The organism is Gracilibacillus suaedae, from assembly GCF_017599345.1.
In the GTDB taxonomy this organism is placed as follows: Bacteria; Bacillota; Bacilli; order Bacillales; family Amphibacillaceae; genus Gracilibacillus; species Gracilibacillus suaedae.
In genome coordinates this window covers 1-26,211 of the sequence record NZ_JAGFVL010000022.1, presented here as the reverse complement: position 1 = coordinate 26,211, position 26,211 = coordinate 1, and the positions used below count along the sequence as shown (strand labels likewise).

Here is a 26,211-nt window from a genome sequence, read left to right as displayed (position 1 = left end):
TCACATGGAGGTATACAAATGTCCTATAAGGATTCATCCTTAAAAGTATTTACATTAAACTCGAATCCAAGCCTAGCTGAAGAGATTGCAGCTAATATCGGGGTGGAGTTAGGAAAAAGCTCGGTAACAAAATTTAGTGATGGTGAGATTCAAATAAATATAGAAGAAAGTATCCGTGGTTGTGATGTATATGTTGTACAATCAACTTGTGAACCAGGTAATCAGCATATTATGGAGCTTTTGATTATGATCGATGCATTAAAAAGAGCTTCGGCAAAATCGATTAATATTGTGATGCCTTACTATGGATATGCCAGACAAGATCGTAAAGCACGCGCACGTGAGCCAATTACAGCCAAATTAATTGCAGACTTACTGCAAACAGCTGGTGCTACCAGAGTTATTACGTTGGATTTACATGCACCACAAATTCAAGGGTTCTTTGATATTCCAGTTGATCAGTTAGTCGGTGTTCCGATTTTATCTAGTTATTGGAGTAAAAAAGGTCTAGAGGATATCGTAGTAGTGTCACCTGATCATGGTGGGGTAACACGCGCACGACAATTAGCGGATAGATTAAAAGCACCGATTGCAATCATTGATAAGCGTAGACCACGCCCGAATGTTGCGGAAGTGATGAATATTGTAGGTAATATCGAGGGAAGAACAGCGATTCTTATCGATGATATTATCGATACAGCAGGAACGATTACATTAGGAGCAAATGCTTTAATTGAAAATGGAGCAACAGAAGTATATGCTTGTTGTACCCATCCAGTACTATCTGGGCCTGCAATCGAACGAATAGAGAATTCAAGAATTAAAGAATTAGTAGTAACGAATAGTATTCCATTACAAGAAGCAAAACAAATAGATAAAGTTACGCAATTATCAGTAGCGCCTTTAATTAGTGAAGCGATAATTCGTGTACATGAACGTCAATCTGTAAGTATTCTATTTGATTAAGTTTTCTGAAAAAAGAGGTTTAGCCGATCACACTCGAGGGAAATATATTAATATCAGTTATTTTCTATGGAGGGTGATTATTTTGGCAGCAACTTTGCAGGCAAAAAAAAGAGAGAATTTAAAAACTTCTAATACAAGAGCAATTAGAACGGCAGGAGAAGTACCAGCGATTATTTATGGTTATCAAGTAGAACCAAAAACAGTGGCAGTAGACAGTATTGAATTATTAAAAACAGTAAGAGATGAAGGTAAAAATGCGATTATCTCATTACAAATAGATGGTGATGCCGTTGATGTAATGTTGCATGATTATCAAATTGATCCATTAAAAGATCAATTAGTACATGCAGACTTTTATGCTGTTAACATGAAAGAAGAAATGGATGTACAAGTTCCAATAGTGTTAGAAGGTGAAGCAATCGGTGCTAAAGAAGGTGGCGTTCTGCAACAACCATTATATGATTTGTCTATTAGGGCGAAACCTAATGATATTCCTGAGCAGATTACAATCGATGTTTCAGATTTAGCTGTAGGGGATAGTATTTTAGTTTCAGATTTAAAAGAAGGAAGAAATTATGACATCCTAGAGGATGAGGGAACAACTATTGTTTCTATCTTAGTTCCTGATGAAGAACCAGCAGAAGACTCCGCTGTCGATGAACCGGCAGAACCAGAAGTTATTAATGGAGATAAACAAGAGCACGGAGACAGTGAAGAATAAAGTGAGACTGTGATCAGTAGGGTATGGCCTTCCACTAATCATGAAACAGGTTGTTAACGTTTGTAACCTCTACTTATCTTTGTATTAGGGGTTACTGACATTTAGTACCGTTGATAAAAGAAAATCGCAAAAGATATATCGCTTGGAGCTAGACATTACTTTTTGTAAATTTCTTATGAATAATCAAGACGCAACTACCAAAAGTTGCGTCTTTTCACCGTTTTTTATGTTAAACTATAAGGAAGAAAAAAATAGTTAAAGGAAGTCTTTATGCTATGAAATGTATCGTAGGTTTAGGAAATCCAGGCATCAAATATCAGCAAACAAGACATAATGTTGGTTTTATGGTAATCGACGAACTACTTAATCGTCATGGCTGGACATTAAATAAAAGTAAATTCAAAGGGCACTTTACGCTGGAAGCTGTCGAGGGAGAGAAAGTCATATTACTTCAACCGCAAACCTTTATGAATTTGTCAGGTGAATCACTTCGGCCATTAATGGATTTTTACAATCTTCAACCAGACGAAGTGACGGTTGTCTATGATGATTTGGATTTACCATTGGGTAAAATTAAGCTACGACAAACTGGTGGACATGGCGGTCATAATGGTGTTCGCTCTTGTATTGATCAATTAGGTACAAAGCAATTTAACCGATTACGTTTTGGAATCGGCAGACCGGATACCCCGATGTCTGTAATTGATTATGTTCTTGGGAAATTTGATGAAGAAGATCAGGACATATTAAAACAGTCGATTGATCATGCAGCTGATGCAATGGAATCGTGGCTAAAGCAGCCATTTCCAAGAGTAATGAATGAGTATAATTTGTAAAACAAGACTTATCGCCAAGAAATAGCGAAAGTCTTATTAGTTCTAATACGTTTTACAGTATAAATAAGTCATCATTAAGTATAGATTTTACCTATACGGGGTAGAATAACAACTAATTACGATAGCTTTCTGATAAGGAGGCGCGAATGATGACTTTGTTATACACGTGTAAACATTGTGGTACAGAAATCGGGAGATTGAGACCACAGATGTTGGATTTAGAAAAGATAGGTTGGAATTTGTTATCGACAGAGGAAAAGAACCAACTGATGAATTATCAGCAAGATCAGACTGTTACACTTCAATCTATTTGTGAAAATTGCCAACAATTATTAGATCAAAATCCACAGTACCATGAGTTAGATTATTTTATTCAATAGGATAACCTCAACTCTCCTTTAATTACACAATAAGCTTTGGTATGTTCACCAAAGCATTTTTGTGCGTTTTGGCAATTAATGAAGAAATCAACATATATTAGTTTTAAGGTATTTAGGGGGAGCATTATGTATGAAATAAAACGATACTTACAAAACCGTGATGATGTCTATTCCATTATTAATGGGGTTGAATCCGGCTTAAAAGAACAACTAGTTTCGGGTTTATCTGGATCTGCCAGAAGTATGTTTACAACTCTGATTCAAGAAGCTACTCAAAAGAAAACATTAATTATAACCCATCAATTAACACAAGCCCAACAACTATATGAAGATATGTTAGAGTTTTCGGAAGAGAAAAATGTGTATCTTTATCCTGTCAATGAGCTGCTTGCTTCTGAACTAGCGGTCGCAAGTCCGGAATTATTAAGCCAACGAATAACCTCACTGACAAATTGGCTTAATGCTGATAATGCGATTTTGATTGCTCCAGTAGCAGCTTTAAAACGGATGCTACCGCCTATGGAGTATTGGCAAACCTATCAACTTGATTTCGAGCTCGAGCAGATTATTGACATTGACCAAACCTTAGAATATTTAGTTGAGATGGGTTATCTCCGTCAGGATATGGCTTCAAGCCCTGGTGAGTTTAGTTTGCGTGGTGGAATCTTAGATATCTATCCTATAACAGAAGAACAACCACTTCGGATTGAATTATTTGACGATGAAATCGATTCGATTCGTTACTATGATGCAGAGTCACAACGCTCATTAGAAAAACAAGAACAGGTTACAGTTATCCCTACGACAGAATTGTTGCTAAAGGATAGTGACCTAGTCGCTACAGCTCAAAAACTAGAACAGTCACTAAATAAAACGTTGAAAAAGGTTAAGAATAAATCTGATCAACAAGTTCTTACGGAGACGATTACAGCGGACATAGATCGTCTAAATCATTGTGAACGTTTTCAGGAAATAAGAAAATATGCAGGGTTTTTCTACGATGATAACTATAGTTTACTAGATTATTTACCAGAAGACGGATTTATTATATTAGATGAAATGAGTAGAATTCAGGAAACCGCCTCTCATTTGGATAACGAAGAACAAGAATGGCTTAAAGATAATTTGCAACGCGGTAAAGCTGTCAGTGATTCTAGGTTATCGTTTGATTGGCATGAAGTTTGGAATAATATGAAGCAGCAGCGGTTATACCTTTCTGTCTTTTTACGCCATATTCCAAACACAAATCCAGCTAATATTGTGAATCTCTCCTGCCGGGCAATGCAACAATTTCATGGGCAAATGAATTTATTAGAAAACGAAATGGACCGATGGGATAAAGGGGAATTCTCCGTTATTATTTTGGCACCAAATCAAAGTAGAATGGAAAAAATTCAATCTGTTCTGGAAGATTATCAGATGAGTGCCACAATGAGCGAGACATTACCAGACTTACCTATAAAGCATCCTGTAATCACCATTGGCAACATTAGTGGTGGTTTTGAATTACCAATGCATAAAATTGCCGTTATAACCGAGAATGAGTTGTTTAAACAAAAAACAACTAGAAAAAAACGTAAACAAAAAGTATCGAATGCTGAGCGGATTAAGAGTTATCAAGAATTACAAGTCGGTGACTATGTCGTACATGCTAACCATGGTATTGGTCGATATATAGGGATTGAAACATTAGAAGTGAATGGTTTGCATAAAGATTTTATGCTTGTTAAATATTCAGGGGATGATAAGCTTTTCGTACCGATAGATCAAATAGATTTGGTGCAGAAGTATGTTGGTTCAGAAGGTAAAGAGCCTAAATTATACCGGTTAGGCGGTAATGACTGGAAGAAGGTCAAAAGCAAAGTACAATCCAAAGTCGAGGACATTGCAGATGACTTGATGAAGTTATACGCAGAAAGAGAAGCTGCTAAAGGGTATGCTTTTTCACTAGATACTGAAATGCAACGAGATTTCGAAGCATCGTTCCCATATCAGGAAACAGAGGATCAATTACGCTGTGTCGAAGAAATTAAGCAAGATATGGAGAAAGAGCAGCCAATGGATCGCCTTCTTTGTGGAGATGTTGGTTACGGTAAAACAGAGGTTGCCATTCGTGCAGCTTTCAAGGCAATCGCCGATGGTAAACAAGTGGCGATATTGGTTCCTACAACTATTTTAGCGCAGCAGCATTATGAAACGGTAATGGAGAGGTTCCAGGATTACCCGATTAATATTGGTTTGTTAAGCCGTTTTCGAACAAGAAAACAGCAATCAGAAACATTAAAAGGTTTAAAGAATGGCACGATAGATATTGTGATTGGAACCCATCGATTATTATCTAAGGATGTTAGTTATAAGGAGTTGGGACTACTTATTGTTGATGAGGAGCAACGTTTTGGTGTAAAACATAAAGAGAAAATTAAGCAATTAAAAACGAATGTAGATGTATTAACCTTAACCGCTACACCAATACCGAGAACATTGCATATGTCGATGCTAGGAGTTCGTGATTTATCAGTGATTGAAACACCACCAGAGAATCGTTTTCCGATTCAGACGTATGTCATGGAGTATAATGCACCTTTAGTAAGGGAAGCGATTGAACGTGAGTTATCCAGAGGTGGTCAAGTATTCTTTCTATATAATAGAGTGGAATCTATCGATAAAATTGCGCAGGACATCCAAGCATTAGTAGAAGATGCCCGGGTAACTGTTGCACATGGACAGATGAATGAATCTGAACTGGAGAATGTGATGTTTTCCTTTTTAGAAGGGGAAGCAGACGTATTAGTGAGTACAACGATTATTGAAACAGGGGTAGACATTCCTAATGTCAATACCTTAATCGTTTATGATGCCGATCGTATGGGGTTAAGTCAGTTATACCAATTACGTGGCCGGGTAGGACGTTCTAATCGTGTTGCTTACGCTTATTTCACTTATCAGCAAGATAAAATTTTAACGGAAGTTTCTGAAAAGAGGTTACAGGCTATCAAAGAGTTCACTGAATTAGGCTCAGGGTTTAAGATTGCTATGCGTGATTTATCTATCCGAGGTGCTGGTAATATCTTAGGTGCCCAGCAACACGGCTTTATCGACTCTGTCGGTTTTGATATGTATTCTCAGATGTTGAATGAAGCTGTGGAAGCGAAAAAACAAGGCAAAGCTGTCGAAGAAGTACAGCCCTTTGAAGTGGAGTTAGACTTAAAAATCGATGCCTATATTCCAGATAATTATATACCGGATGAAAAACAGAAGGTTGATATGTATAAACGATTCCAAGCTATTTATTCACAAGAAGATGTCCATGATTTACGAGATGAACTGATCGATCGTTTTGGCGATTACCCAGAAGAAGTTGAAAATCTTTTCCATGTATCAACACTAAAAATGATGTCCAAGAAGGAACGAATCGAAGCGATCACCGAACGAAAGCAAAAAATAGAAGTAATAGTAGAAGAAGAGAGAAGCCAGGAATTAGATGGTGCGAAATTATTTGAATTTGCCAATCAATATGGCAGGTTAATTCAATTAGGTACGGAGAATCGCAAGTTAAAAGTGGAGTTCCGCTTTGATAAGTCCCAATATATCAAGCGATATGAGATTTTAGAGGAGTTTATCCAGACATTAAGTGAGATGAAACAAACACCTGTAGCCTAGAATTATGAAATTATCTCCGAAAAAAGGTATAGTTTCCATTTTAATTAATCATACTAACCTTACAACATAATTATTTCTGATAAAGAAATAATTGTATGTACTGCTCAATTATAGAAAGTGAGGTAAATGATTAATATGAAGGCTACAGGAATTGTACGTCGTATTGATGATTTAGGAAGGGTTGTTATCCCGAAAGAAATTCGCCGAACACTAAGGATTCGTGAAGGTGATCCACTTGAAATTTTTGTGGATCGTGACGGTGAAGTGATTTTAAAAAAATATTCTCCCATTAGTGAGCTAGGTGATTTCGCAACTGAGTATGCGGAGGCATTATTTGATTCCTTAGATTTATCGGTACTTATTAGTGATAGAGATGAAATTATTGCTGTTGCAGGTGAATCGAAAAAAGACTACTTAGGTAAGCACATATCAAAAAAGATTGATCAATTAATGGATAGTCGTGATTCGATTATCGAAACGAAAACCAACACATTAGAGATTATCGAAAATAAAGACGAGGAATTAGAGGCATATTTACTTCAGCCAATCATTGCAGGCGGAGACCCGATTGGTTGTATGGTGTTGTTTACAAGGGAGAATAAGGATTTTGGTGATGCAGAGAAAAAAGCAGCCCAAGCGGCAGCAACCTTCCTCGCTAAACAAATGGAATAAGAACAACGGATAGTATAGAAGTTTAATGCTTCTATACTATTTATGTTTAGAAGTAAAAATGGTGCGCTAAATATATAAACTACGAAGTAACGTGCATGGACTTGCGTTGTTTCATTCTGTTTTTTGAGAAGTGTTGTCATTCGCTCCGGCAGAATACTGCGCTTTCCATGGGCACGGCCTTAGCCTCCTCGGAAAGCAAAAGTCGCTTTCCTGCGGGGTCTTCGGACTCGCGTAAGTTCCCATAGGAGTCTCCGTATTCTGCCTCCGCTAAGCGTAGTATTCTGATGATCGAAAGAAGAGAACTTTTGGGAATATATCTGTGAATTTCTTCTTACTTGATAAGAAATACACACTAAGCTGCGGAAAAATGCGACACTCCTGGGGGAACAGCGCGAGCCGAAGATCCACTTGGTGAAGTGGTTTTCTTCACCAAGTTAGCTGAGGCCGTGCCCCCGGAAAGGGAGTATTTTTCCGCAGCGTCGACTTAGCACTCATCATCAATCAGAATGGAAGAAGGCCTCACTCCACAAATTTTCATTACTTCGCAGTATGTATCTAATTTGCAGTTTTCGCAGTATGTATCTAATTTGCAGTTGTTGAGAATACGAGTTATTTTGTAATAAGAATCCAGATATCGAGTTTTATAGTTCATTTGAAATAATGAATGGGACATTATTCCTGCTCCGTTTACTCATTATAGGTGATATCTTTGGAGGTTTTTAGTACAATAGTGTAATGTGTTATGGTGGAAAGGGAGGTGGAGAGTTTGGACGAGCAACAAATGACGGTTAAGAAAGCGCTAAATAATAATGTGATTATCGCGTCCCACCCATTATATAAGGAAGTTATCTTAATCGGTAAAGGGATTGGTTTTGGTAAGAACAAGGGAGATATTGTACCGCAAGAACAGGCAGAAAAAACATTTCTGTTAAAGGATGAGCAAGAACAGGCGCAATATAAACAATTGGTGTCATATATTGATCCACAAGTTATGGAAGTGTTGCATGAGATTATGCTATTAATTGAGACAAGAATGGACGAAACACTCCATGAGCATATCCATGTTGCTTTAACTGATCACTTATCGTTTGCAATTAGCCGTGCACACCAAAATGTACAATTTTCTAATCCTTTTCTCTTTGAGATCGAATCATTGTATCCGAAAGAATTTCAGGTAGCTCAAGAAGTTGTTTCAGTAATTCAAGAGCGAGTTGGAGTAACTTTTCCTGAAGGAGAAGTTGGATTTATAGCATTGCACATTCATAGTGCTGTAACGAATAAAACCATCCATGATATGAACCGTCATCATCAACTTATTTCGAAATTAGTAACCATCATTGAAGAAAATTTAAATATCGAGTTGGAACGGAATGATATTAATTATAACCGTCTTATACAGCATCTCCACCGTGCAATTGAAAGGGCTTATCAAGGGGAACAACTAGGTGAACAAACAAATTTAGCAAAAGTCTTGAAAACAACTTATCCAGTATGCTATAATCTTGCTTGGAAATTGATCAAAGTAATGCAACAACAATTACATATACGAGTTGATGAATCAGAGGTGTTGTATTTAACGATTCATCTACAGCGACTAACGCAATCATAAACGTGTTACTGATACGATCAGGCATGAGTAAAAAGGTTGTTTTAGGAAAAGATAGGGGAGAAGTGTATACTTCTATCATTTTCCTAAATCAGAAAACCTTTTACTCATGCCTTTTTTATTTGCTTACGTATATGACATGAATGAGAGCTGTTGCATGTATGAAAAAACAAGAGGAGGAAATTGATCATGTCCAATTTATTTGGTACCCTGCAAAAAGTAGGGAAAGCATTGATGCTACCGGTAGCATTATTACCAGCTGCTGGTATTTTACTTGCATTCGGTACAAGTTTTGCTCAAGACCAATGGGTAGAAAAATTCCCATGGTTCGGAAATGATATTGTTCAAAAAGTTCTAGAGGTAATGTCTGAAGCGGGTGGTATCGTCTTCGATAACTTGCCATTACTCTTTGCTGTCGGGGTTGCAATCGGTTTAGCAAAAGGTGATGGTGTTGCAGGTTTAGCTGCTATCATCGGGTATTTAATTATGAATGTAACGATGAGTGTATTTGGTGGTATCACAGAAGGGATGACAGAAGAGGCTGCATATGAAAGTGTGCTAGGGATTCCAACCTTAGGAACTGGTGTCTTCGGTGGTATTATAGTTGGTATACTCGCCGCCTATATGTATAACCGGTTCTTTAATATTGAATTACCGCAATTTTTAGGTTTCTTCGCTGGAAAACGTTTTGTGCCAATTATTACTGCGTTTACATCATTATTATTAGGTATTGTGATGTATTTAGTATGGCCATTTGCTCAAGAAGGATTAAATGCTGTTTCTCACTTTATGTTAGAAACAAACAGAACTCTTTCAACGTTTGTATTTGGTGTTATTGAACGAGCTTTAATTCCGTTTGGATTACACCACATCTTTTATTCACCATTTTGGTTTGAATTTGGTTCTTATACAAGTGCAGCAGGCGAGATTGTTCGAGGGGATCAAACAATCTTCTTCGAACAGCTTAAAGACGGTGTAGATTTTACAGCTGGTAACTTTATGACTGGTAAATTCCCTTTCATGATGTTCGGTCTTCCAGCTGCAGCGTTAGCGATTTATCATACAGCAAAACCTGAGAGAAAGAAAGTGGTTGGAGGTATCATGTTCTCTGCAGCCTTAACCTCTTTCTTAACAGGGATTACAGAGCCACTTGAATTTTCATTCTTGTTCGTAGCACCATTACTGTTTGCGATTCACACTGTTTTCGCAGGTTTATCATTTATGACCATGTACTTATTAGATGTAAAAATAGGTATGACATTCTCTGGTGGTTTAATCGACTATATCCTGTTCGGAATTATGCCTAACCGTACGGACTGGTGGTGGGTAATCATCATTGGTTTAATTTTCTCTGTTATCTACTACTTTGGTTTCCGATTTGCGATTCAGAAGTTCAACTTAGCAACTCCAGGTCGTGAAGATGAAGCACAAGATGCCGAGGAAGACGGAGAAGTGGACGACCGTCCATTTGAAATTCTAGAAGCTATGGGTGGAAAAGAAAATATTACGAACCTTGATGCTTGTATTACACGCCTGCGCGTAAGTGTAGATGATAAAGGCAAAGTAAATAAAGACCGTTTAAAACAACTAGGTGCTTCTGGCGTAATGGAAGTAGGTAACAATATCCAAGCTATTTACGGTCCAGTTTCTGATACGATTAGAGGACAAATGCAAGACATTATGGATGGGAAAACGCCAACGAAAAAAGCGGAGCCTGAAAAAGAGGCTATACCATCTGACAATAATGTAGTGGGAGACCTTGATTTTGTTAGTCCAATGCAAGGGGAAGTAATGCCGTTATCTGAAGTACCTGATCAAGTATTCTCCCAAAAAATGATGGGAGACGGTTTCGCAGTGAAGCCAACAGCCGGTGAAATTGTGTCACCTGTAAATGGTAAAATCATTAATATCTTCCCAACAAAACATGCTATCGGTATTGAAGCTGATAATGGAACAGAAATTCTAATCCATATCGGTATCGACACGGTAAACCTAAAAGGAGAAGGGTTTACAGCTAAAGTGGCAGAAGGCGATGAAGTAAAACAAGGTCAAACCTTGATGGAAGTCGACCTAGACTTTATAAGCAATAATGCACCATCAACGGTAACACCAGTGATCTTTACTAACTTAGCAGAAGGCCAATCAATCCAATTAAACAAGACGGGTAACATTAACAAAGAAGACAAAGGCATCTTCCAAATTAATCAATAATAAATAATACACGCGTTTCAAAAACAACGAAACGCGTGTATTTTTTACAATCAATTAAAGAATTTAGACTGCGAAGTAACTTGGACTTCCAAGTAAATCTGGCCTTAGTGCGGACATTTGTTCCGTTATTTGTGACAAAAGTGCCGTTTTTAGGGTGGTTGCAGACATCTATTCCGCTATTCATCAAAAATAGTGCTAATTGAGGCTGAAATGAACCAAATAAGGTATTCAATGTCCGCTAACATCGGAAAACAGGTGATTTTCATTCAAATAACGCACTAAATGTCCGCTCAATAAATGTCGCAGTATGTATCTACTTTGAAGTAGCTAAACAGTACATTACTGTATCTTTTTTCTTTTGGTCTTTGGGTGGAGCTTTTTTATCTACCTGTAATGTGTCTGTGTTATAATGGCAAGGAATTTTGAAAATGAAGGAAGAACAAGATGAATAATGATAAACAAAATAATCAAGTTTATAGAGGAGCTTTTGCACTCCTTTTAGCAGGCATACTAAGCAAAGTGATCAGCGCCTTTTACCGGATACCATTACAAAATTTAACAGGTGATGAGGGATTCTATATTTATCAGCAAGTATACCCGATTTTAGGGATTGCTTTTATGTTTGCTTTATATGGCTTCCCCGCTGCGATCTCTAAGTTTTTAGCCGAGAATGGAAAAGAACAACACAACCAAAAGATGTACATATTGATTTTTACTGTTATGATGGGTTTTGCAATATTTCTCTTTCTTACGCTTTTTTTATTAAGTCCTGTTTTTGCTAACTGGATGGGAGATCGTATGTTAACTGATCCACTTCGTCACGTTTCTTGGGTGTTTTTGTTTATTCCCTTTGTTGCCCTATTTAGAGGGATCACCCAATCAGATCAATGGATGGAACCGACCGCTTATTCGCAAATGATCGAACAGTTATTACGCGCTACCATCATTATCCTCACAGCTATACTGATTTATCAAGGGCACCTACACGTATACAAAATCGCGGATGGAGCAATGATAGCAAGTATTATCGCATTGAGTATATCTTTTATTTTCATTTATTTATATGCTAAAAAAAGTAGCATATGGAATGACGGCCATTCATCGCGAAGTATACCCATTAGTCACTTAATCTCCCCGATCATTGTTGCTGGACTTATCATCAGTATGAATCATATGTTGTTATTGCTTATGCAGCTTGCTGATGCATTTACAATGGTTCCAGGGTTGCTTAAATTTGGTGAAACATTAAGAGAAGCTACAACAACAAAGGGAGTCTTTGATAGAGGACAACCGTTATTACAACTAGTAACCGTTGTTGGCTCATCATTTGCAATGGCATTGGTTCCACAAGTAACAAAAACTAATTGGCAAATTAGTAGAGAAAAAACCATCGAAAAACTTCGATTAACAACCAAATATTGTGTATTACTTTCCGTAGGAGCTACTGTAGGTTTGTTTACATTATTTCCTGAAGTGAACCAGTTATTTTTTCAAAATCAAATAGGTACTTCTAGTTTGCGAATATTAACGATTTCTCTATTATTTACTTCTTTAACAGTAACGATCGCCTCTACTTTGCAAGGATTTGGATATATGAAGTGGACGGCAATTATCCTTTTTTTAGGATTATGGGTTAAAATGGTGCTGAACTATTTCCTTATTCCTTTATGGGGAATGGATGGAGCTGCTATAGCAACCGTTAGTACCGTAATTATTATATGTATGATGAATTTTTTATTGCTCCGTTCGATATTAAGCGGAGATCGATTATTTGTGATCCCTTGGACAAAGTTAACAATAGCGAGTTTATTGATGGCGGTTGTGTTAGCTATTTTAAAAAAGACAGCCTTCTATTTTATTTCATTCGATAATCGATTAGCTCTATTCCTTTTTGTAATAGGGAGTGTAATAATCGGCTTTATCGTCTATGCTATTGTGGTTGTTAAGTGGCGTATTTTAACTAGGAAAGAACTTGCACCAATCCCACTATTAAATAGGTGGAAGAAAGGATAGGAGATAAGAACATGAAACCTTTTATCGAAATTATTGGTCTTGGCGGAGGAGATATTAATCAGCTCCCATTGGGAATATATCGAAAACTCACAAGCGAACAAAAAGTTTGTTATGTAAGAACGCTCGATCACCCGGTAATTCAGGCATTACAAAAGGAATCGGTAGATTTTCATTCGTTTGATGACATCTATGAAAAGCATGATCATTTTGATGCTGTGTATCTTGAAATTGTTAGAACATTAATAGATACAGCTAGCGAGAAGGGGAACGTTGTTTATGCCGTGCCAGGTCACCCAATGCTTGCTGAGCAAACCGTACAGTTATTAATACAACATCAGAATGTGGAGGTAGAGATTGTTGGTGGTCAAAGTTTTTTAGATGATTTATTTTCTGCATTAAAAATAGATCCGATCGAAGGGTTTCAATTTGTAGATGCGACATCATTTAACCGTCGTCACCTACAATATGAACAACATCTTGTTTTTTGCCAAGTATATGATGCTTTTATTGCATCAGAGGTGAAGCTAACTTTGTTGGAGGACTTACCAGCAGATTATCCTATTTTTTTAGTGGAAGCAGTTGGCAGTAAAGAAGAGTCGATAAAAGAACTACCATTAGTCGAGTTAGATCAGCAAATGCAGCTAAGTAACTTAACGAGTGTATACATCCCTCCAATAGACAAAGAAAAACTTCATCACCAATTTTATCGTTTGAAAGAAGTGATTGCAGCTTTAAGAGCACCTGGAGGATGCCCGTGGGATCAAAAACAAACACATGAAACATTAAAAAAATATTTAATTGAAGAAGCTTATGAAGTGATCGAAGCCATAGACAATGAAGATGATGAAGCTGTGGCGGAAGAGCTTGGTGATGTCCTACTGCAAATCATGTTACATAGTCAAATTGGAGAAGAAGCAGGATTTTTCACCATTGATGACGTAATATATAATATCACAGAAAAAATGATCCGACGTCACCCCCATGTTTTCGGTAAATTAGAGGTTAAGGATGAAACCGAAGTAATCCAAAATTGGGAAGCAATCAAAAAGGAAGAAAAGAGAGAACAACAGCAAACCATTTTATCTGAATTGAACAAAGGGTTACCAGCAACATTACTAGCAGAGGAGATCCAACAAAAAGCAGCTAAAGTAGGTTTTGATTGGAGTGAACCAGATCCAATTTGGGCAAAGGTTTATGAAGAGTTAGAAGAATTAAAAAATGCAAGAGAACATGAAAGTTTCGATGCGCAAGAAAAAGAATTTGGAGATATACTATTTGCAATGATTAACTTAGGAAGATATTATAAAATTAATCCAGAAATAGCTTTAATGCGAACTAATCAAAAATTTATACATCGTTTTCAATCCGTAGAGCAAAAGGTGAAGGAAAGTGAACAAGCATGGGAATCCTTCACATTAGATGAATTGGACCAATTTTGGGAAGAGGCAAAGCGTCTTGAAAATGAATGACAATGTAGAGGAAGGGAATTATCGATGCGACTGGATAAATTTTTAAAAGTTTCTCGTTTAATTAAACGAAGGACCCTAGCAAAGGAAATTGCAGACCAAGGTAGAATTCTTATCAATGGTAATGTTGCGAAAGCTGCTACTAATGTAGCGACAGGTGATGAAATGAAGATTCAATTTGGTCAGAAACTATTAACAATTCAAATTGATGATTTAAAAGAAACAGTAAAAAAAGATGAAGCAAGTAATTTATATACCATTAAACATGAGGAATATATCAATCAATAGTGTTCTATGAAGTTCTAAACTTGTCCCTTTATTCATATATTAGTGATGGATAAAAGGGAGGGAAAAACTAATGAATTACTATGATAAAAAAACGATGCCAGCACCGCAAATGGAACACCATGTGAAAATGACTAATCGTCGTCTCTTGGAGATAGATGGAGTCAAAGAAGTTGATAGCTTTGATAGTGAAGAGTTTCTACTGCAAACCGTTATGGGTTATCTAGTTATTCGTGGAGATAATTTGCAAATGAAAAACCTCGATGTAGAATCCGGCCATGTTTCCATTAAGGGTAAGATTTATGAATTATCTTATTTGGACGAGCAACATGGGGAGAAGGCTAAAGGATTGTTTAGCAAGCTATTCAAATGACATTAAGCACACAATTTATCACAATCATAACGATGATAGTATCTGGTGTCTACCTTGGTGCTAGTTATCATACGTTCAAACGGCTGGAACGATTGTGGACCTCCAGCATACTATGGAAATATGTCTTGGAGATTCTCTTTTGGCTTATACAAGCGGTGATTCTATATTTTATATTGTTCTTCGTCAATGAAGGAATTTTAAGATTCTATATCTTTTTAGCAGTGCTATGTGGTTATGCGATGTTCAAAAGCCTTTTTGAACAGGCTTTTGGACGCATCGTAGATACGTTAATTCGGATTGTACTTCGTATTTATCGCTTCCTATACCGAATAATAGAAATTTTTGTTGTAAAGCCCATAGTATTTATCGTATCATTAATAGTAGTATCTATTAGCAAAGTATTTACAGCTTTATATTCGTTGCTATTGATACTATTAAAAATATTGGGATGGCCGGTAAAGTTGATTCTTTCTATCCTCCAGCCATTGTTACCAAAAAATGCAAAAAAATATCTACATCCTTTTTATCGATTTTATAGTAAAATAAGAAAGAAAGAATAAATTCCACAAGGGAGGCACTGGTGAATTATGGCTAAACGAAACAAGGTATCTCGTATCAATGACGCCTATATTGAACAATACGACGCTCAAGTAAAACGGCAAAAACGCAGAAAAAAGAAGTTATACCGTAGATTAATGTTATTTGGCATAATTGTCTCCGTCACCATGGTTAGCCTCGTTACTTTTCATATTAATCAACGTCTGAAATATCAGGATATGCAACAGGAATATACGGAGCTTTCCGAAGAATTAACTACTCTTCAAAATGAAGAAAAGAAACTGACTGAAGAAATAGAGCTTTTAAATGATGAAGAATATTTGTTGCAAATTGCAAAAACGAATTATTTCTTTACGGAAGAAGGAGAGATCGTCTTTAAATTACCAGAAGAGGATCCATCTTATTGACACCGTTTTAATTGCTTGGCTATAATATAGTTGTAGTATATTTTTTTAAAATTTAAGGAGGAGCAATTTTTTTATGTCAATCGAAGTAGGCAGCAAGTTGCAGGGAAAGGTAACAGGAATCACTAATTTTGGAGCGTTTATTGAATTACCTGGAGGTAAAACAGGTCTAGTTCATATTAGTGAAGTTGCCGATAATTATGTAAAAGACATTAATGAACACCTAACTGTCGGTGATGAAGTAACAGTTAAGGTTCTTAATGTCGAAGATGATGGTAAAATCGGTTTGTCCATTAAAAAAGCAAAAGACAATCCACCGCCATCTAATCGTCGCAAAAATCAAGGAAATCCAAAAAATAACCGCGAAAGAGGCGAATCATTTGAACAAAAAATGAATCGTTTCTTAAAAGATTCTGAAGATCGCTTAGCGACGCTTAAAAAGCATACAGAATCAAAACGCGGAGGACGAGGGGCGAGAAAAGGCTAAAACTTGCTGTCTATGTAACGTAAAGAAGACGGATGTGACTCGTAATTATATATCATAAAGAAAAAGCTATCGATCAAATGATCGGTAGCTTTTTCTTTGTAAGGGGTAAGTCTATAGAAGGGAGGTACTGGTTTAACTATAGTATCCTTCGCGAATAAACATATTAACACAAAATACATATACTGCTACTGCGCAGTAACGTCATGGACTTGAGTTGTTTCATTCTGTTTTTTGAGAAGTGTTGTCATTCGCTCCGGCAGAATACTGCGCTTTCCGTGGGCTCGGCTTCAGCTAACTTTGCAAAGTGGATCTTCAGCTCTCGCTGTCCCACAGGAGTCTCCGTATTCTGCCTCCGCTATGTAGATAATTCTACCTTTTGTAAGAGGAAATACTCGGTAACCATTTCTCGGTGTTACTTCTTTCAACAATCAGAACACTACGCAAAGCGAAGGCAAGATACGTAGACTCCTACGGGACCAGCACGTGTCCGAAGACCCCGCAAGAAAACGTTCTTTGTTTTCTGAGGAGGCTGAGGCCATGCCCGTGGAAAGCGAAGTATCTTGTCGTAGCGTATGCAAGCACTCAAGCAAAAATCAGATTGGAAGAAAGTCTCAATTCGGAAATTTCCATTAGTTCGCAGTCTGTATTTACATTGAATAATAGAGTTGGCGAGTGTATTAGTTTATATAAAAAAGACTTAGGCATTTGCCTAAGTCTTTTGCCTTATAGCGGCGGAGGGGATCGAACCCCCGACCTCACGGGTATGAACCGTACGCTCTAGCCAGCTGAGCTACACCGCCACCGTATAAAAGAAAGTTGTCTTATTTGAAAGACACAAAAAATATAATACAACAGCTTTACCTATCTGTCAACAAACAACTTCAAATTTCTTATTATCTTTTCTGTATCAACACGGTCTGTCAAAATTATTGAAAGAAGTCAAAGGCAAGGTGAGAAGAAAATGTCGTTTGGTTCTTTATATAAAGAATAGCGTCGAACTTTTTAGAACGGCATCTTCCTTGTTTTGACAAAAAATCGAGAGGAGATGTGATTTAATGTGGACAGAGGAGTGATATAAATGAACACATATACGGATAATAAACCAAAATCTTTTTTTTCTAGTTCTCATCCTATGATGAATAACTTACGCCAAAAGATCGGCCAACATTGGACAAGCTTATTGTTTGAGAAAGGTTTGCTTATTTGTATTATCGGTTTTCTATTAGGAAGAGCTGTCATCTTATCGACACTTTCACCATTTGTGATCGCTTTTGTTGCGGCAGTCTGGTTTTTACGTCGGGACAAAGTACTTCCACTTATTACATTCTCATTAATAGGAGCTTTTACATACAGTCTATCACATAGCTTCTATATATTTTTATCAATTTCTATCTTAATAGTCCTCTCCTTTTTTATCTATCAATCGAAGTCGGTCGAGAGGATCTTACCGTTCTTCGTCTTTTTTGCAGCAAGTATTCCTAGAATAAGTATCTATGCGATGACAGCAAAGCTAACATATCTGGAATGGGTCATTGCTCTTGTTGAAGGGATATTGGCAGCTGTTCTATTACTAATCTTTATGCAAAGTATTCCATTATTATCACCAAAAAGATATAAACCACTCTTAAAAAATGAAGAAATTGTTTGTTTTATCATTTTATTAGCTTCGGTACTAACTGGAGTAATTGGTGTAGAAATCTATGATGCGCAAATGGAACAGGTTTTGGCACGATATTTAGTATTGCTCCTTGCCTTGGTTGGTGGTGCAGCAATTGGTTCCACTGTTGGAGTTGTAGCAGGATTAATATTGAGCCTTGCTAGTATCGCCAATATGTTTCAAATGAGTTTATTAGCTTTTTCAGGCTTGTTAGGTGGGTTACTGAAAGAAGGAAGAAAACTGGCTGTCAGTTTAGGTTTATTAATTAGTACGTTGTTAATCAGTTTATATGGCGAATCCTTTGATTATCTGGCAACAGCATTAATGGAATCAGCCATAGCGATATTATTGTTTTTAATAACACCAAGCAAATTGATTAAACAGATTGCTAAATATATTCCAGGAACGGTTGAACATACTAATGAGCAGGAGCAATATTTGCAAAAGGTTCGTAATGTTACTGCCCATCGAGTCGAACGGTTCTCCAATGTATTTAAAGCGTTATCTCGCAGCTTTCAAACAGAATCCAATCAATGGCAGGAACAGGATCTAGAAGTGGACTACTATTTAAGTAATGTCACAGAAAAAACTTGTCAAACATGCTTTAAAAAAGAAACCTGTTGGGTACAACAATTTGATAAAACATATGATTTAATGCGAGATGTCAAAGATCAATTGGAGTCAGATAATCAATTAAATAATATAACGAACAGACAGTTTGAAAATCACTGTATTAAATCTCGTAAAGTGATCGATACCATGCAACAAGAACTATCATTTTTTGAAGCAAACAAACAACTGAAGAAACAAGTGTTAGAAAGCAGACGTTTTGTCGCAGATCAATTAAGTGGTGTATCAGAAGTTATGGAGAATTTTGCTAGTGAAATTCTCAAAGAAAAAGAAAACCATGAGCAACAGGAAATTGAAATAGTTGCAGCGTTAAAACACGTAGGGATTGAACTAGAAAAATTAGATATTTATAGTTTAGAGAAAGGAAACATCGATATTGAAATGGTGATTGCGTTCCAGCAATACCATGGAGAAGCTGCCAAACTGATCGCACCTATTCTTTCTGATATATTGGACGAAACGATCATTGTCGTTACAGAAGATCTATCTCCTTTAGCAAAAGGACATAGCTTTTTTACCTTTGGTTCTGCCAGAAAATTCGTCATTGATACTGGAGTGGCACACGCAGCCAAAGGAGGAGGATTAATATCGGGGGATTGCTATAAATCAATGGAGCTTGGTGCCGGAAAATATGCTTTAGCTATTAGTGACGGGATGGGAAATGGAGACAGAGCACATGAAGAAAGTACCGAAACATTACGGTTATTACAACAAATTTTAGAATCTGGTTTACATGAGCAGGTAGCAATTAAATCGATCAACTCCATCTTAGCACTCAGAACAAATGAAGAGATTTATGCAACATTAGATTTGGCAATGGTTGATCTCCACCATGCAGTCGTTCGCTTTTTGAAGGTAGGTTCTACTCCTAGTTTTATTATGCGGAGTGATGCTGTAGAGAAGATAGAGGCTAGTAACCTTCCCATCGGGATTATTCAGGAGGTAGAAGTTGATGTTGTCAGTGCACAATTAAAAGCAGGAGATTTCTTAATTATGATGAGTGATGGGATTTTTGAAGGTCCGAAAGACATAGAGAATGTCGATCTATGGTTGAAGCGAAAACTGCTGGAAATGGAAACAAAAGAACCTCAAGAGATCGCTGATTTATTACTGGAAGAGGTGATTCGAACTCAAAGTGGTGAGATTGAAGACGATATGACGGTATTGGTAGCTCAAATTACGGAAAATCAACCACAATGGGCACCTATTCGTTCCTTTCGGCAATTTGAAAGAGAAGACATTAGCTAATGAACAGCAAGTCAAACGTATAATTCCCCCCAATATTGGCGAACCTTACTAATAATCAATGACCAATAATAGGAGGGAAATGCATGAAAACTGGGACACTTAAACAAATTCTTTTAATTACGGATGGTTGCTCTAACCAAGGAGAAGATCCAGCATTAGTAGCTAGTTTAGTAGCCGAACAAGGAATTACTGTTAATGTCATTGGCATATTAGAAGATGATCATACAGAACAACCTGAAGGATTGGAAGAAGTAGAAGAAATCTCTGAAAACGGACAAGGGGTTAGTCAAATTGTTTATCAGGATGCATTAGCACAAACCGTTCAAACTGTTACCAAGCAGGCGATGACGGAAACGTTGCAAGGAGTTGTGAATAATGAATTAAAGCAAATCTTAGGTAGTGAAAAAACAATGGAAGAATTACCCCCAGAACAGCGCGGGGAGGTTATGGAAGTAGTCGATGAATTAGGAGAGACATGTGATTTAGAAGTGTTAGTACTTGTTGATACAAGTGCCAGCATGACCAATAAACTACCAACTGTTCAAGAAGCTCTTATTGATCTTTCCATCAGTATGAATGCAAGGATTGGGCGGAGTCGTTTTGCTGTATATCAATTTCCTGGACGAAAGAAGCCGATTCAACAATTAGTAGATTGGACATCAAAGCTAGATTCTATCACTTCTATTTTTGCTAAAATATCAAGCGGAGGTATTACACCAACTGGACCAGCTTTAAAAGAAGCTATGTATCAATTTGGCAAGAAGACGTTACGAAGGAGATTTACACGCGATGATTACACAGACATCGAAGAAGCCTGATATTCAGTTAAGAAAAGGACAAATTGTCAAAGGTAAATGGCACCGTCACCATTACCATGTCGTAAAAAAACTGGGTAGTGGTGCGATTGGCGCAGTTTACCTTTGTGTACACGAAAAAAAACAAGTAGCACTGAAAATCAGTAAACAAAGTGCTTCTGTGAGTTCTGAAGTAAACGTATTGAAATCCTTCCAAGCGGTTCAAGGTTATCACCTTGGACCTTCTTTGATAGATGTGGATGATTATCAGGCTCAGAATGGCTTTACCTATTCATTTTATGTAATGGAATATATATCTGGTGAGTCCTTGCATGATTTTATTAGAAGGAATGGTCATGAATGGTTAGTATCTCTTTTGATCAAATTTGCTAATGATTTACATGTATTACATCAGCAGGGGTATGTATTTGGTGATTTAAAGATAGAAAATTTAATTGTATCACGTAAGCCCGTTCAATTAAGATGGGTTGATGTCGGTGGGACAACCTTACAAGGTAGAGCGATCAAAGAGTATACTGAATTCTATGATCGTGCTTATTGGCAATGTGGTTCACGTAAAGCTGACCCAGGTTACGATCTCTTCGCGCTAGCAATGGTGATCTTGCGAGTCTATTATCCAAATGGTTTTACTAAAGGAAGTAATCCTAAAAAAACATTAGAACAGAAAATCAATCAGGCAGTGGCAATCGATCCATTGAGAAAATTATTACTGATGCTCATTAATAATTCGATAACAGAGGCTGAACAGATAAAAGATTTTTTGTTGAATTATTTTATTCATCAGAAGTCTAAAAGAGATAAGAGAAGACGTCATCAAAAAGCAAAGAGCCCTCATGAAGCATTATATCCTTTTCTTGAAATAGGTAGTATATTAACTATTGGAGGTGCCTGTTATCTTTATGTTACATTTTTTATGTGATAAAAAGATTTTATCATTCATATTATGTTAAAATAATGTAAACAAGATTGGATGGGGTGGTGGTGTTTGAGTAAAACAACCCTTTATGATAAATTAACGCCATTTATGAAGAGACATCAATTACTACACAAGCGTGCAAAGGTGTTAGTAGGTGTTTCAGGTGGTGCAGATTCTTTGTTATTACTACACTATTTAGTAAGCTTGCAGAAACTATGGGATGTACAAGTTAGGGTAATATCCATTGATCATGGTTTGCGAGGGGAAGATTCTGCAGAAGATGTTCAATACGTTGAACAGGTTTGTGAACAATTAGGCGTCCCTTTTATAGGCAAGCAGGTAGATGTGAACAGGAGAAAAGAAATACATAAAGAAGGAACACAAGTAGCAGCCCGTATTTTGCGATATCAAGTATTTGAAGAAGTTATGGAAGAAACAGGATCTGATTTTTTAGCTTTGGCACATCATGGTGATGACCAGATAGAAACTGTATTAATGCGATTGGTACGTCAGTCTAATCCAGCTGCTTTAACTGGTATTCCAGTAAAAAGAAAATTCGCAAACGGACATATCATTAGGCCTTTATTATGTTTATCTAAGAATGAAATTTACCAATATTGCCGAGAGCTCGAGATCGTTCCCAGGGAGGATCCTTCAAACCAATCCATGGACTATACACGCAATTTCTTCCGGTTGCATGTTTTACCATTGCTCAAGCAGCAAGATCGTCACGTCCATCTTCATGTACAGGAAATGACAGAGCGTTTGACGGAGGATGAAGAATTCCTCCAAGCACAATCCAAAGCAATGTGGCATGAAGTTGTAACATGTAAAAAAGACACGGTATTTTTTAATATTGATGCTTTTCGATCTTACCCGATAGCTTTACAAAGACGAGCCTTTCATCTAATATTAAACTATCTTTATCAAGAAGTACCGACAGATTTATCTACACAACATGAAAAAGCTTTTTTTGCATTATTAGAACAAGAAAAGAGTAATGTTACTTTAGACTTTCCAAAATCCTTAAAAGTAACAAAAAATTACCAAGAATTGCGTATCCACTTTCTCTCCCAAGTCAAAAAGGAATGGAAAGTCCACCAATTCATAAAGGTTCCCGGTGTAATGCTATTACCGAACGGTGCCACCCTTGAAACTACTTATACCTCTGGAGCCATCCATGAAGATAATCAAACTTTACATATCCCGATCGAATGTGAATCATTATTCCCACTGAGTATGAGAGTAAGAATGCCAGGGGATCGTATCAAGGTGAGAGGGTTAAATGGTCGGAAGAAGGTAAAAGATATATTTATTGATGAGAAGGTTCCTGTTTTTTTACGAGACAGCTGGCCACTCATATTCGGTGCTGATGGAACTTTGCTATGGATTGTTGGTTTAAAGAAAGCGGAAATAGAACAAGAAGGTTCTGTTGGGAAATATATTTCATTAACATATACAGATTCAAATGAATAGGAGGCAGCAAGATGCATGATGAAATAAAGGAAATATTAATTTCCGAAGAGCAAATACAAGCGAAATGTAAAGAGCTTGGTGAACAGTTAACCAAAGAATATGAAGGAAGGTTTCCGTTAGCGGTTGGTGTGTTGAAAGGTGCATTACCTTTTATGTCGGATATTTTACGTTCGATTGATACACACCTAGAAATGGATTTTATGGATGTTTCAAGTTACGGGAATGAAATGCGTTCCTCTGGTGAAGTTAAAATCGTGAAAGACTTAGACACAAAGGTAGAAGGCCGTGATATTTTAATTATTGAAGATATCATTGATAGTGGTCTTACATTAAGTTATTTAGTTGATTTATTTAAGTACCGCCAGGCAAATTCTATTAAAATTGTCACATTATTAGATAAACCTGAAGGAAGAACTGTTGATATTAAAGCAGATGTGGTAGGTTTTGAAGTGCCAAATGAATTTGTGGTGGGCTATGGATTAGATTATCAAGAGAAATATCGAAACTTACCATATATCGGTATTTTAAAACCAGAAGTTTATGGTGGAGAAGAATAATCAAGCAAACGTCAGTTGTAATTAGTTGTCATAAAGTCTTGCAATATGATACTATTTACTATAGTTTTCTCGTTTCGGGAGGAGGTAGGCAATGAATCGGATTATACGTAATGTGATCCTCTATTTCGTAATCTTTTTAGTTGTGATAGGGATCATATCAGTATTCAGCAGCCAAAACAACCAGGCTGAAGAATTAAAAGTAAACGAATTTATGCAAGCATTGGAAAATAACCAAATCAAAGAAATGGAAATGCGCCCTTCCAATGGTGTAATACGTGTGGTAGGGGAGTTAGAGCAAGATGATAAACCCTTTATGACCAATATCCTAGATAGCCCAGGTATTATTGAACAAGTTGAAGAAACTGCTAATGAACAGGGGATATTATGGGTAGAAGAAGAAGAACAACCAAGTGGATGGGTTACCTTTTTAACAACCATGATTCCATTTGTTATTATATTCATTCTATTTTTCTTCTTGCTTAACCAAGCGCAAGGCGGTGGTAGCCGTGTCATGAACTTTGGTAAGAGTAAGGCGAAAATGTACAATGAAGAAAAGAAAAAAGTTCGTTTCAGAGATGTTGCTGGTGCGGATGAAGAGAAGCAGGAATTAGTAGAAGTAGTTGACTTCTTAAAAGATCCACGCAAATTCTCTGCTATCGGTGCAAAAATTCCAAAAGGGGTTTTGCTAGTAGGACCTCCTGGTACAGGTAAAACATTACTTGCCAGAGCTGTTGCAGGTGAAGCAGGAGTTCCGTTCTTCTCTATAAGTGGTTCGGATTTCGTGGAGATGTTTGTCGGTGTTGGTGCATCCCGTGTACGTGATTTATTTGAAAATGCGAAGAAAAATGCACCATGTATCATCTTTATTGACGAGATAGATGCAGTAGGTCGTCAGCGTGGAGCTGGTGTAGGTGGGGGTCACGATGAACGTGAACAAACCTTAAACCAATTGCTCGTTGAAATGGATGGTTTCGGTGAGAATGAAGGAATTATTATTATCGCTGCAACTAACAGACCAGATATTTTAGACCCTGCGTTATTACGTCCAGGGCGTTTTGACCGTCAAATCACCGTGGATCGTCCAGACTTGAAAGGTCGTCAAGACGTATTAGGTGTTCATGCACGTAATAAACCATTAGCAGATGATGTTGATCTGAAGACAATCGCTATGCGTACACCAGGTTTCTCAGGTGCAGACCTCGAAAATCTCTTGAATGAAGCAGCACTTGTTGCAGCACGACATGATAAAGAGAAGATCGGTATGGAAGATATTGATGAAGCAATTGATCGCGTCATCGCTGGTCCTGCTAAGAAAAGTAGGGTTATATCGGAGAAAGAACGTAATATTGTCGCATATCATGAAAGTGGACATACGATTATTGGTATGGTGCTAGATGACGCAGATATGGTACATAAGGTAACGATTGTACCTCGTGGTCAAGCAGGTGGGTATGCTGTCATGCTACCGCGTGAAGATCGATACTTTATGACAAAACCAGAGTTGTTCGATAAGATCACCGGTTTATTAGGTGGTCGTGTTGCTGAAGAAATCATCTTTGGTGAAGCAAGTACTGGTGCACACAATGACTTCCAGCGCGCAACCGGAATTGCTCGTAAGATGGTTATGGAATATGGTATGAGTGATAAGATTGGACCTCTCCAATTTGGAAGTGGTGGAGGGCAAGTTTTCTTAGGTCGCGATATGCAAAATGAGCAAAACTACAGTGATGCGATTGCATATGAAATCGATCAGGAAATCCAAAACTTCATCCAAGAATGTTATAACAGAGCAAAACAAATTCTCACAGAAAATCGTGACAAGTTAGAGCTTGTAGCGAAGACTCTATTAGAAGTTGAGACATTAGATGCAGGTCAGATTAAAGGTTTATTTGAAGAAGGTAAACTTCCAGATCCAGTAGTTTCTGAACAAGATGGTAAAGAAAAACCATCTGCAACAGAAACGAACGATACAAAGGAAGATGGTAACAAGTCATCTGACTTTAAAGTAAACATTCAACCGAAGGAAGAAGAAAGCTATTTTGACCAGGATTCAAAAAGCTATTTCGACCAAGACAAATCAACTGAAGAGTCCGACGACGATAAAGATAAACAATAAGACGAAAAGCAGTTCCTACTTTAAAAAGGAGCTGCTTTTTTACGCTTCAAGAAAGCAATGCAGAATCCATAAACTGCGCAGTAACTGGACATGGATTTGCGTTGTTCTATCCTGTTTTTTGAGAAGTGTTGTCATTCGCTCCGGCAGAATACTGCGCT

The 26,211-nt window shown here is 37.3% G+C and carries 21 protein-coding genes and 1 tRNA gene; 21 read left to right on the top strand and 1 reads right to left on the bottom strand.

The genetic code is table 11. The features are described 5' to 3' along the window. Window positions 1-18: 18 nt before the first annotated feature. The 15 genes from J5J03_RS06080 to J5J03_RS06010 all read left to right on the top strand — a co-directional run bounded on the left by J5J03_RS06080 (window position 19) and on the right by J5J03_RS06010 (window position 16,638). Window positions 19-966 (top strand): ribose-phosphate diphosphokinase, encoded by a 948-nt coding sequence (locus J5J03_RS06080; protein ID WP_208587332.1) that lies wholly within the window; start codon window positions 19-21, stop codon window positions 964-966. Between the two features lie 82 nt (window positions 967-1,048). Then, window positions 1,049-1,687: a 50S ribosomal protein L25/general stress protein Ctc gene (locus J5J03_RS06075; RefSeq protein ID WP_208587330.1), complete on the top strand. Its 639-nt coding sequence runs from the start codon at window positions 1,049-1,051 to the stop codon at window positions 1,685-1,687. A 275-nt stretch (window positions 1,688-1,962) separates the two neighbouring features. After that, complete coding sequence (pth, locus tag J5J03_RS06070) at window positions 1,963-2,523, top strand: aminoacyl-tRNA hydrolase (RefSeq protein WP_208587328.1); 561 nt, start codon at window positions 1,963-1,965, stop codon at window positions 2,521-2,523. Between the two features lie 146 nt (window positions 2,524-2,669). After that, the gene (locus tag J5J03_RS06065) at window positions 2,670-2,903 is read left to right on the top strand and encodes an anti-sigma-F factor Fin (protein ID WP_231710626.1); all 234 of its coding nucleotides are present in this window, start codon (window positions 2,670-2,672) and stop codon (window positions 2,901-2,903) included. A 126-nt stretch (window positions 2,904-3,029) separates the two neighbouring features. Continuing rightward, window positions 3,030-6,563 (top strand): transcription-repair coupling factor, encoded by a 3,534-nt coding sequence (mfd, locus tag J5J03_RS06060; RefSeq protein WP_208587326.1) that lies wholly within the window; start codon window positions 3,030-3,032, stop codon window positions 6,561-6,563. 135 nt (window positions 6,564-6,698) lie between these two features. After that, window positions 6,699-7,235 carry a stage V sporulation protein T gene (gene spoVT, locus J5J03_RS06055; RefSeq protein ID WP_208587383.1) on the top strand — a complete coding sequence of 179 codons (537 nt, stop codon included), beginning with the start codon at window positions 6,699-6,701 and terminating at the stop codon, window positions 7,233-7,235. A gap of 742 nt (window positions 7,236-7,977) precedes the next feature. After that, the gene (glcT, locus tag J5J03_RS06050; RefSeq protein ID WP_269435791.1) at window positions 7,978-8,844 is read left to right on the top strand and encodes a glucose PTS transporter transcription antiterminator GlcT; all 867 of its coding nucleotides are present in this window, start codon (window positions 7,978-7,980) and stop codon (window positions 8,842-8,844) included. Between the two features lie 186 nt (window positions 8,845-9,030). Further along, complete coding sequence (ptsG, locus tag J5J03_RS06045; RefSeq protein ID WP_231710624.1) at window positions 9,031-11,052, top strand: glucose-specific PTS transporter subunit IIBC; 2,022 nt, start codon at window positions 9,031-9,033, stop codon at window positions 11,050-11,052. 444 nt (window positions 11,053-11,496) lie between these two features. Next, a complete protein-coding gene (locus J5J03_RS06040) occupies window positions 11,497-13,065 on the top strand; it encodes a putative polysaccharide biosynthesis protein (RefSeq protein WP_208587324.1) in 1,569 nt (522 codons plus the stop codon). Window positions 13,066-13,076: 11 nt separating this feature from the next. Continuing rightward, window positions 13,077-14,534, top strand: coding sequence for a bifunctional methyltransferase/pyrophosphohydrolase YabN (gene yabN, locus J5J03_RS06035; protein WP_208587322.1), 1,458 nt, complete (start codon window positions 13,077-13,079; stop codon window positions 14,532-14,534). 24 nt (window positions 14,535-14,558) lie between these two features. Continuing rightward, window positions 14,559-14,819, top strand: a complete 261-nt coding sequence (locus J5J03_RS06030) for an RNA-binding S4 domain-containing protein (RefSeq protein ID WP_208587320.1) — start codon at window positions 14,559-14,561, stop codon at window positions 14,817-14,819. A 70-nt stretch (window positions 14,820-14,889) separates the two neighbouring features. Further along, the gene (gene yabP / locus J5J03_RS06025) at window positions 14,890-15,189 is read left to right on the top strand and encodes a sporulation protein YabP (protein ID WP_018934276.1); all 300 of its coding nucleotides are present in this window, start codon (window positions 14,890-14,892) and stop codon (window positions 15,187-15,189) included. After that, window positions 15,186-15,749: a spore cortex biosynthesis protein YabQ gene (gene yabQ / locus J5J03_RS06020; RefSeq protein WP_208587318.1), complete on the top strand. Its 564-nt coding sequence runs from the start codon at window positions 15,186-15,188 to the stop codon at window positions 15,747-15,749. The genes yabP and yabQ overlap by 4 nt, the downstream gene beginning before the upstream one ends. Before the next feature lie 27 nt (window positions 15,750-15,776). After that, window positions 15,777-16,154 carry an FtsB family cell division protein gene (locus J5J03_RS06015; RefSeq protein ID WP_208587316.1) on the top strand — a complete coding sequence of 126 codons (378 nt, stop codon included), beginning with the start codon at window positions 15,777-15,779 and terminating at the stop codon, window positions 16,152-16,154. Between the two features lie 73 nt (window positions 16,155-16,227). Further along, window positions 16,228-16,638, top strand: coding sequence for a S1 domain-containing RNA-binding protein (locus J5J03_RS06010; RefSeq protein ID WP_018934273.1), 411 nt, complete (start codon window positions 16,228-16,230; stop codon window positions 16,636-16,638). Between the two features lie 726 nt (window positions 16,639-17,364). Here the strand turns inward: J5J03_RS06010 and J5J03_RS06005 are convergent. Next, window positions 17,365-17,438: transfer RNA gene (locus J5J03_RS06005), tRNA-Met, on the bottom strand. 278 nt (window positions 17,439-17,716) lie between these two features. Here J5J03_RS06005 and spoIIE point away from each other — a divergent pair. The 6 genes from spoIIE to ftsH all read left to right on the top strand — a co-directional run bounded on the left by spoIIE (window position 17,717) and on the right by ftsH (window position 26,053). Beyond that, a complete protein-coding gene (gene spoIIE, locus J5J03_RS06000) occupies window positions 17,717-20,173 on the top strand; it encodes a stage II sporulation protein E (RefSeq protein WP_208587314.1) in 2,457 nt (818 codons plus the stop codon). Window positions 20,174-20,256: 83 nt separating this feature from the next. Next, window positions 20,257-20,991, top strand: coding sequence for a vWA domain-containing protein (locus tag J5J03_RS05995; RefSeq protein WP_208587312.1), 735 nt, complete (start codon window positions 20,257-20,259; stop codon window positions 20,989-20,991). Further along, on the top strand, window positions 20,963-21,907 hold the full coding sequence (locus J5J03_RS05990) for a serine/threonine protein kinase (protein ID WP_208587310.1): 945 nt from the start codon (window positions 20,963-20,965) through the stop codon (window positions 21,905-21,907). The genes J5J03_RS05995 and J5J03_RS05990 overlap by 29 nt, the downstream gene beginning before the upstream one ends. 66 nt (window positions 21,908-21,973) lie before the next feature. Then, window positions 21,974-23,380 carry a tRNA lysidine(34) synthetase TilS gene (gene tilS, locus J5J03_RS05985; protein WP_208587308.1) on the top strand — a complete coding sequence of 469 codons (1,407 nt, stop codon included), beginning with the start codon at window positions 21,974-21,976 and terminating at the stop codon, window positions 23,378-23,380. 11 nt (window positions 23,381-23,391) lie between these two features. Then, window positions 23,392-23,937 carry a hypoxanthine phosphoribosyltransferase gene (hpt, locus tag J5J03_RS05980; RefSeq protein ID WP_208587297.1) on the top strand — a complete coding sequence of 182 codons (546 nt, stop codon included), beginning with the start codon at window positions 23,392-23,394 and terminating at the stop codon, window positions 23,935-23,937. Window positions 23,938-24,028: 91 nt separating this feature from the next. Beyond that, entirely contained in the window at window positions 24,029-26,053 is a 2,025-nt protein-coding gene (gene ftsH, locus J5J03_RS05975) for an ATP-dependent zinc metalloprotease FtsH (protein WP_208587295.1), read from the top strand. Window positions 26,054-26,211: the final 158 nt, after the last annotated feature.

Bases quoted from the DNA above. Each gene is read 5' to 3' on its own strand.
- J5J03_RS06080 (WP_208587332.1), top strand. From the start codon at position 19: ATGTCCTATAAGGATTCATCCTTAAAAGTATTTACATTAAACTCGAAT.
- pth (WP_208587328.1), top strand. From the start codon at position 1,963: ATGAAATGTATCGTAGGTTTAGGAAATCCAGGCATCAAATATCAGCAA.
- J5J03_RS06065 (WP_231710626.1), top strand. From the start codon at position 2,670: ATGATGACTTTGTTATACACGTGTAAACATTGTGGTACAGAAATCGGG.
- mfd (WP_208587326.1), top strand. From the start codon at position 3,030: ATGTATGAAATAAAACGATACTTACAAAACCGTGATGATGTCTATTCC.
- spoVT (WP_208587383.1), top strand. From the start codon at position 6,699: ATGAAGGCTACAGGAATTGTACGTCGTATTGATGATTTAGGAAGGGTT.
- glcT (WP_269435791.1), top strand. From the start codon at position 7,978: ATGGTGGAAAGGGAGGTGGAGAGTTTGGACGAGCAACAAATGACGGTT.
- ptsG (WP_231710624.1), top strand. From the start codon at position 9,031: ATGTCCAATTTATTTGGTACCCTGCAAAAAGTAGGGAAAGCATTGATG.
- J5J03_RS06040 (WP_208587324.1), top strand. From the start codon at position 11,497: ATGAATAATGATAAACAAAATAATCAAGTTTATAGAGGAGCTTTTGCA.
- yabN (WP_208587322.1), top strand. From the start codon at position 13,077: ATGAAACCTTTTATCGAAATTATTGGTCTTGGCGGAGGAGATATTAAT.
- J5J03_RS06030 (WP_208587320.1), top strand. From the start codon at position 14,559: ATGCGACTGGATAAATTTTTAAAAGTTTCTCGTTTAATTAAACGAAGG.
- yabP (WP_018934276.1), top strand. From the start codon at position 14,890: ATGAATTACTATGATAAAAAAACGATGCCAGCACCGCAAATGGAACAC.
- yabQ (WP_208587318.1), top strand. From the start codon at position 15,186: ATGACATTAAGCACACAATTTATCACAATCATAACGATGATAGTATCT.
- J5J03_RS06015 (WP_208587316.1), top strand. From the start codon at position 15,777: ATGGCTAAACGAAACAAGGTATCTCGTATCAATGACGCCTATATTGAA.
- J5J03_RS06010 (WP_018934273.1), top strand. From the start codon at position 16,228: ATGTCAATCGAAGTAGGCAGCAAGTTGCAGGGAAAGGTAACAGGAATC.
- spoIIE (WP_208587314.1), top strand. From the start codon at position 17,717: ATGAACACATATACGGATAATAAACCAAAATCTTTTTTTTCTAGTTCT.
- J5J03_RS05995 (WP_208587312.1), top strand. From the start codon at position 20,257: ATGAAAACTGGGACACTTAAACAAATTCTTTTAATTACGGATGGTTGC.
- J5J03_RS05990 (WP_208587310.1), top strand. From the start codon at position 20,963: ATGATTACACAGACATCGAAGAAGCCTGATATTCAGTTAAGAAAAGGA.
- hpt (WP_208587297.1), top strand. From the start codon at position 23,392: ATGCATGATGAAATAAAGGAAATATTAATTTCCGAAGAGCAAATACAA.
- ftsH (WP_208587295.1), top strand. From the start codon at position 24,029: ATGAATCGGATTATACGTAATGTGATCCTCTATTTCGTAATCTTTTTA.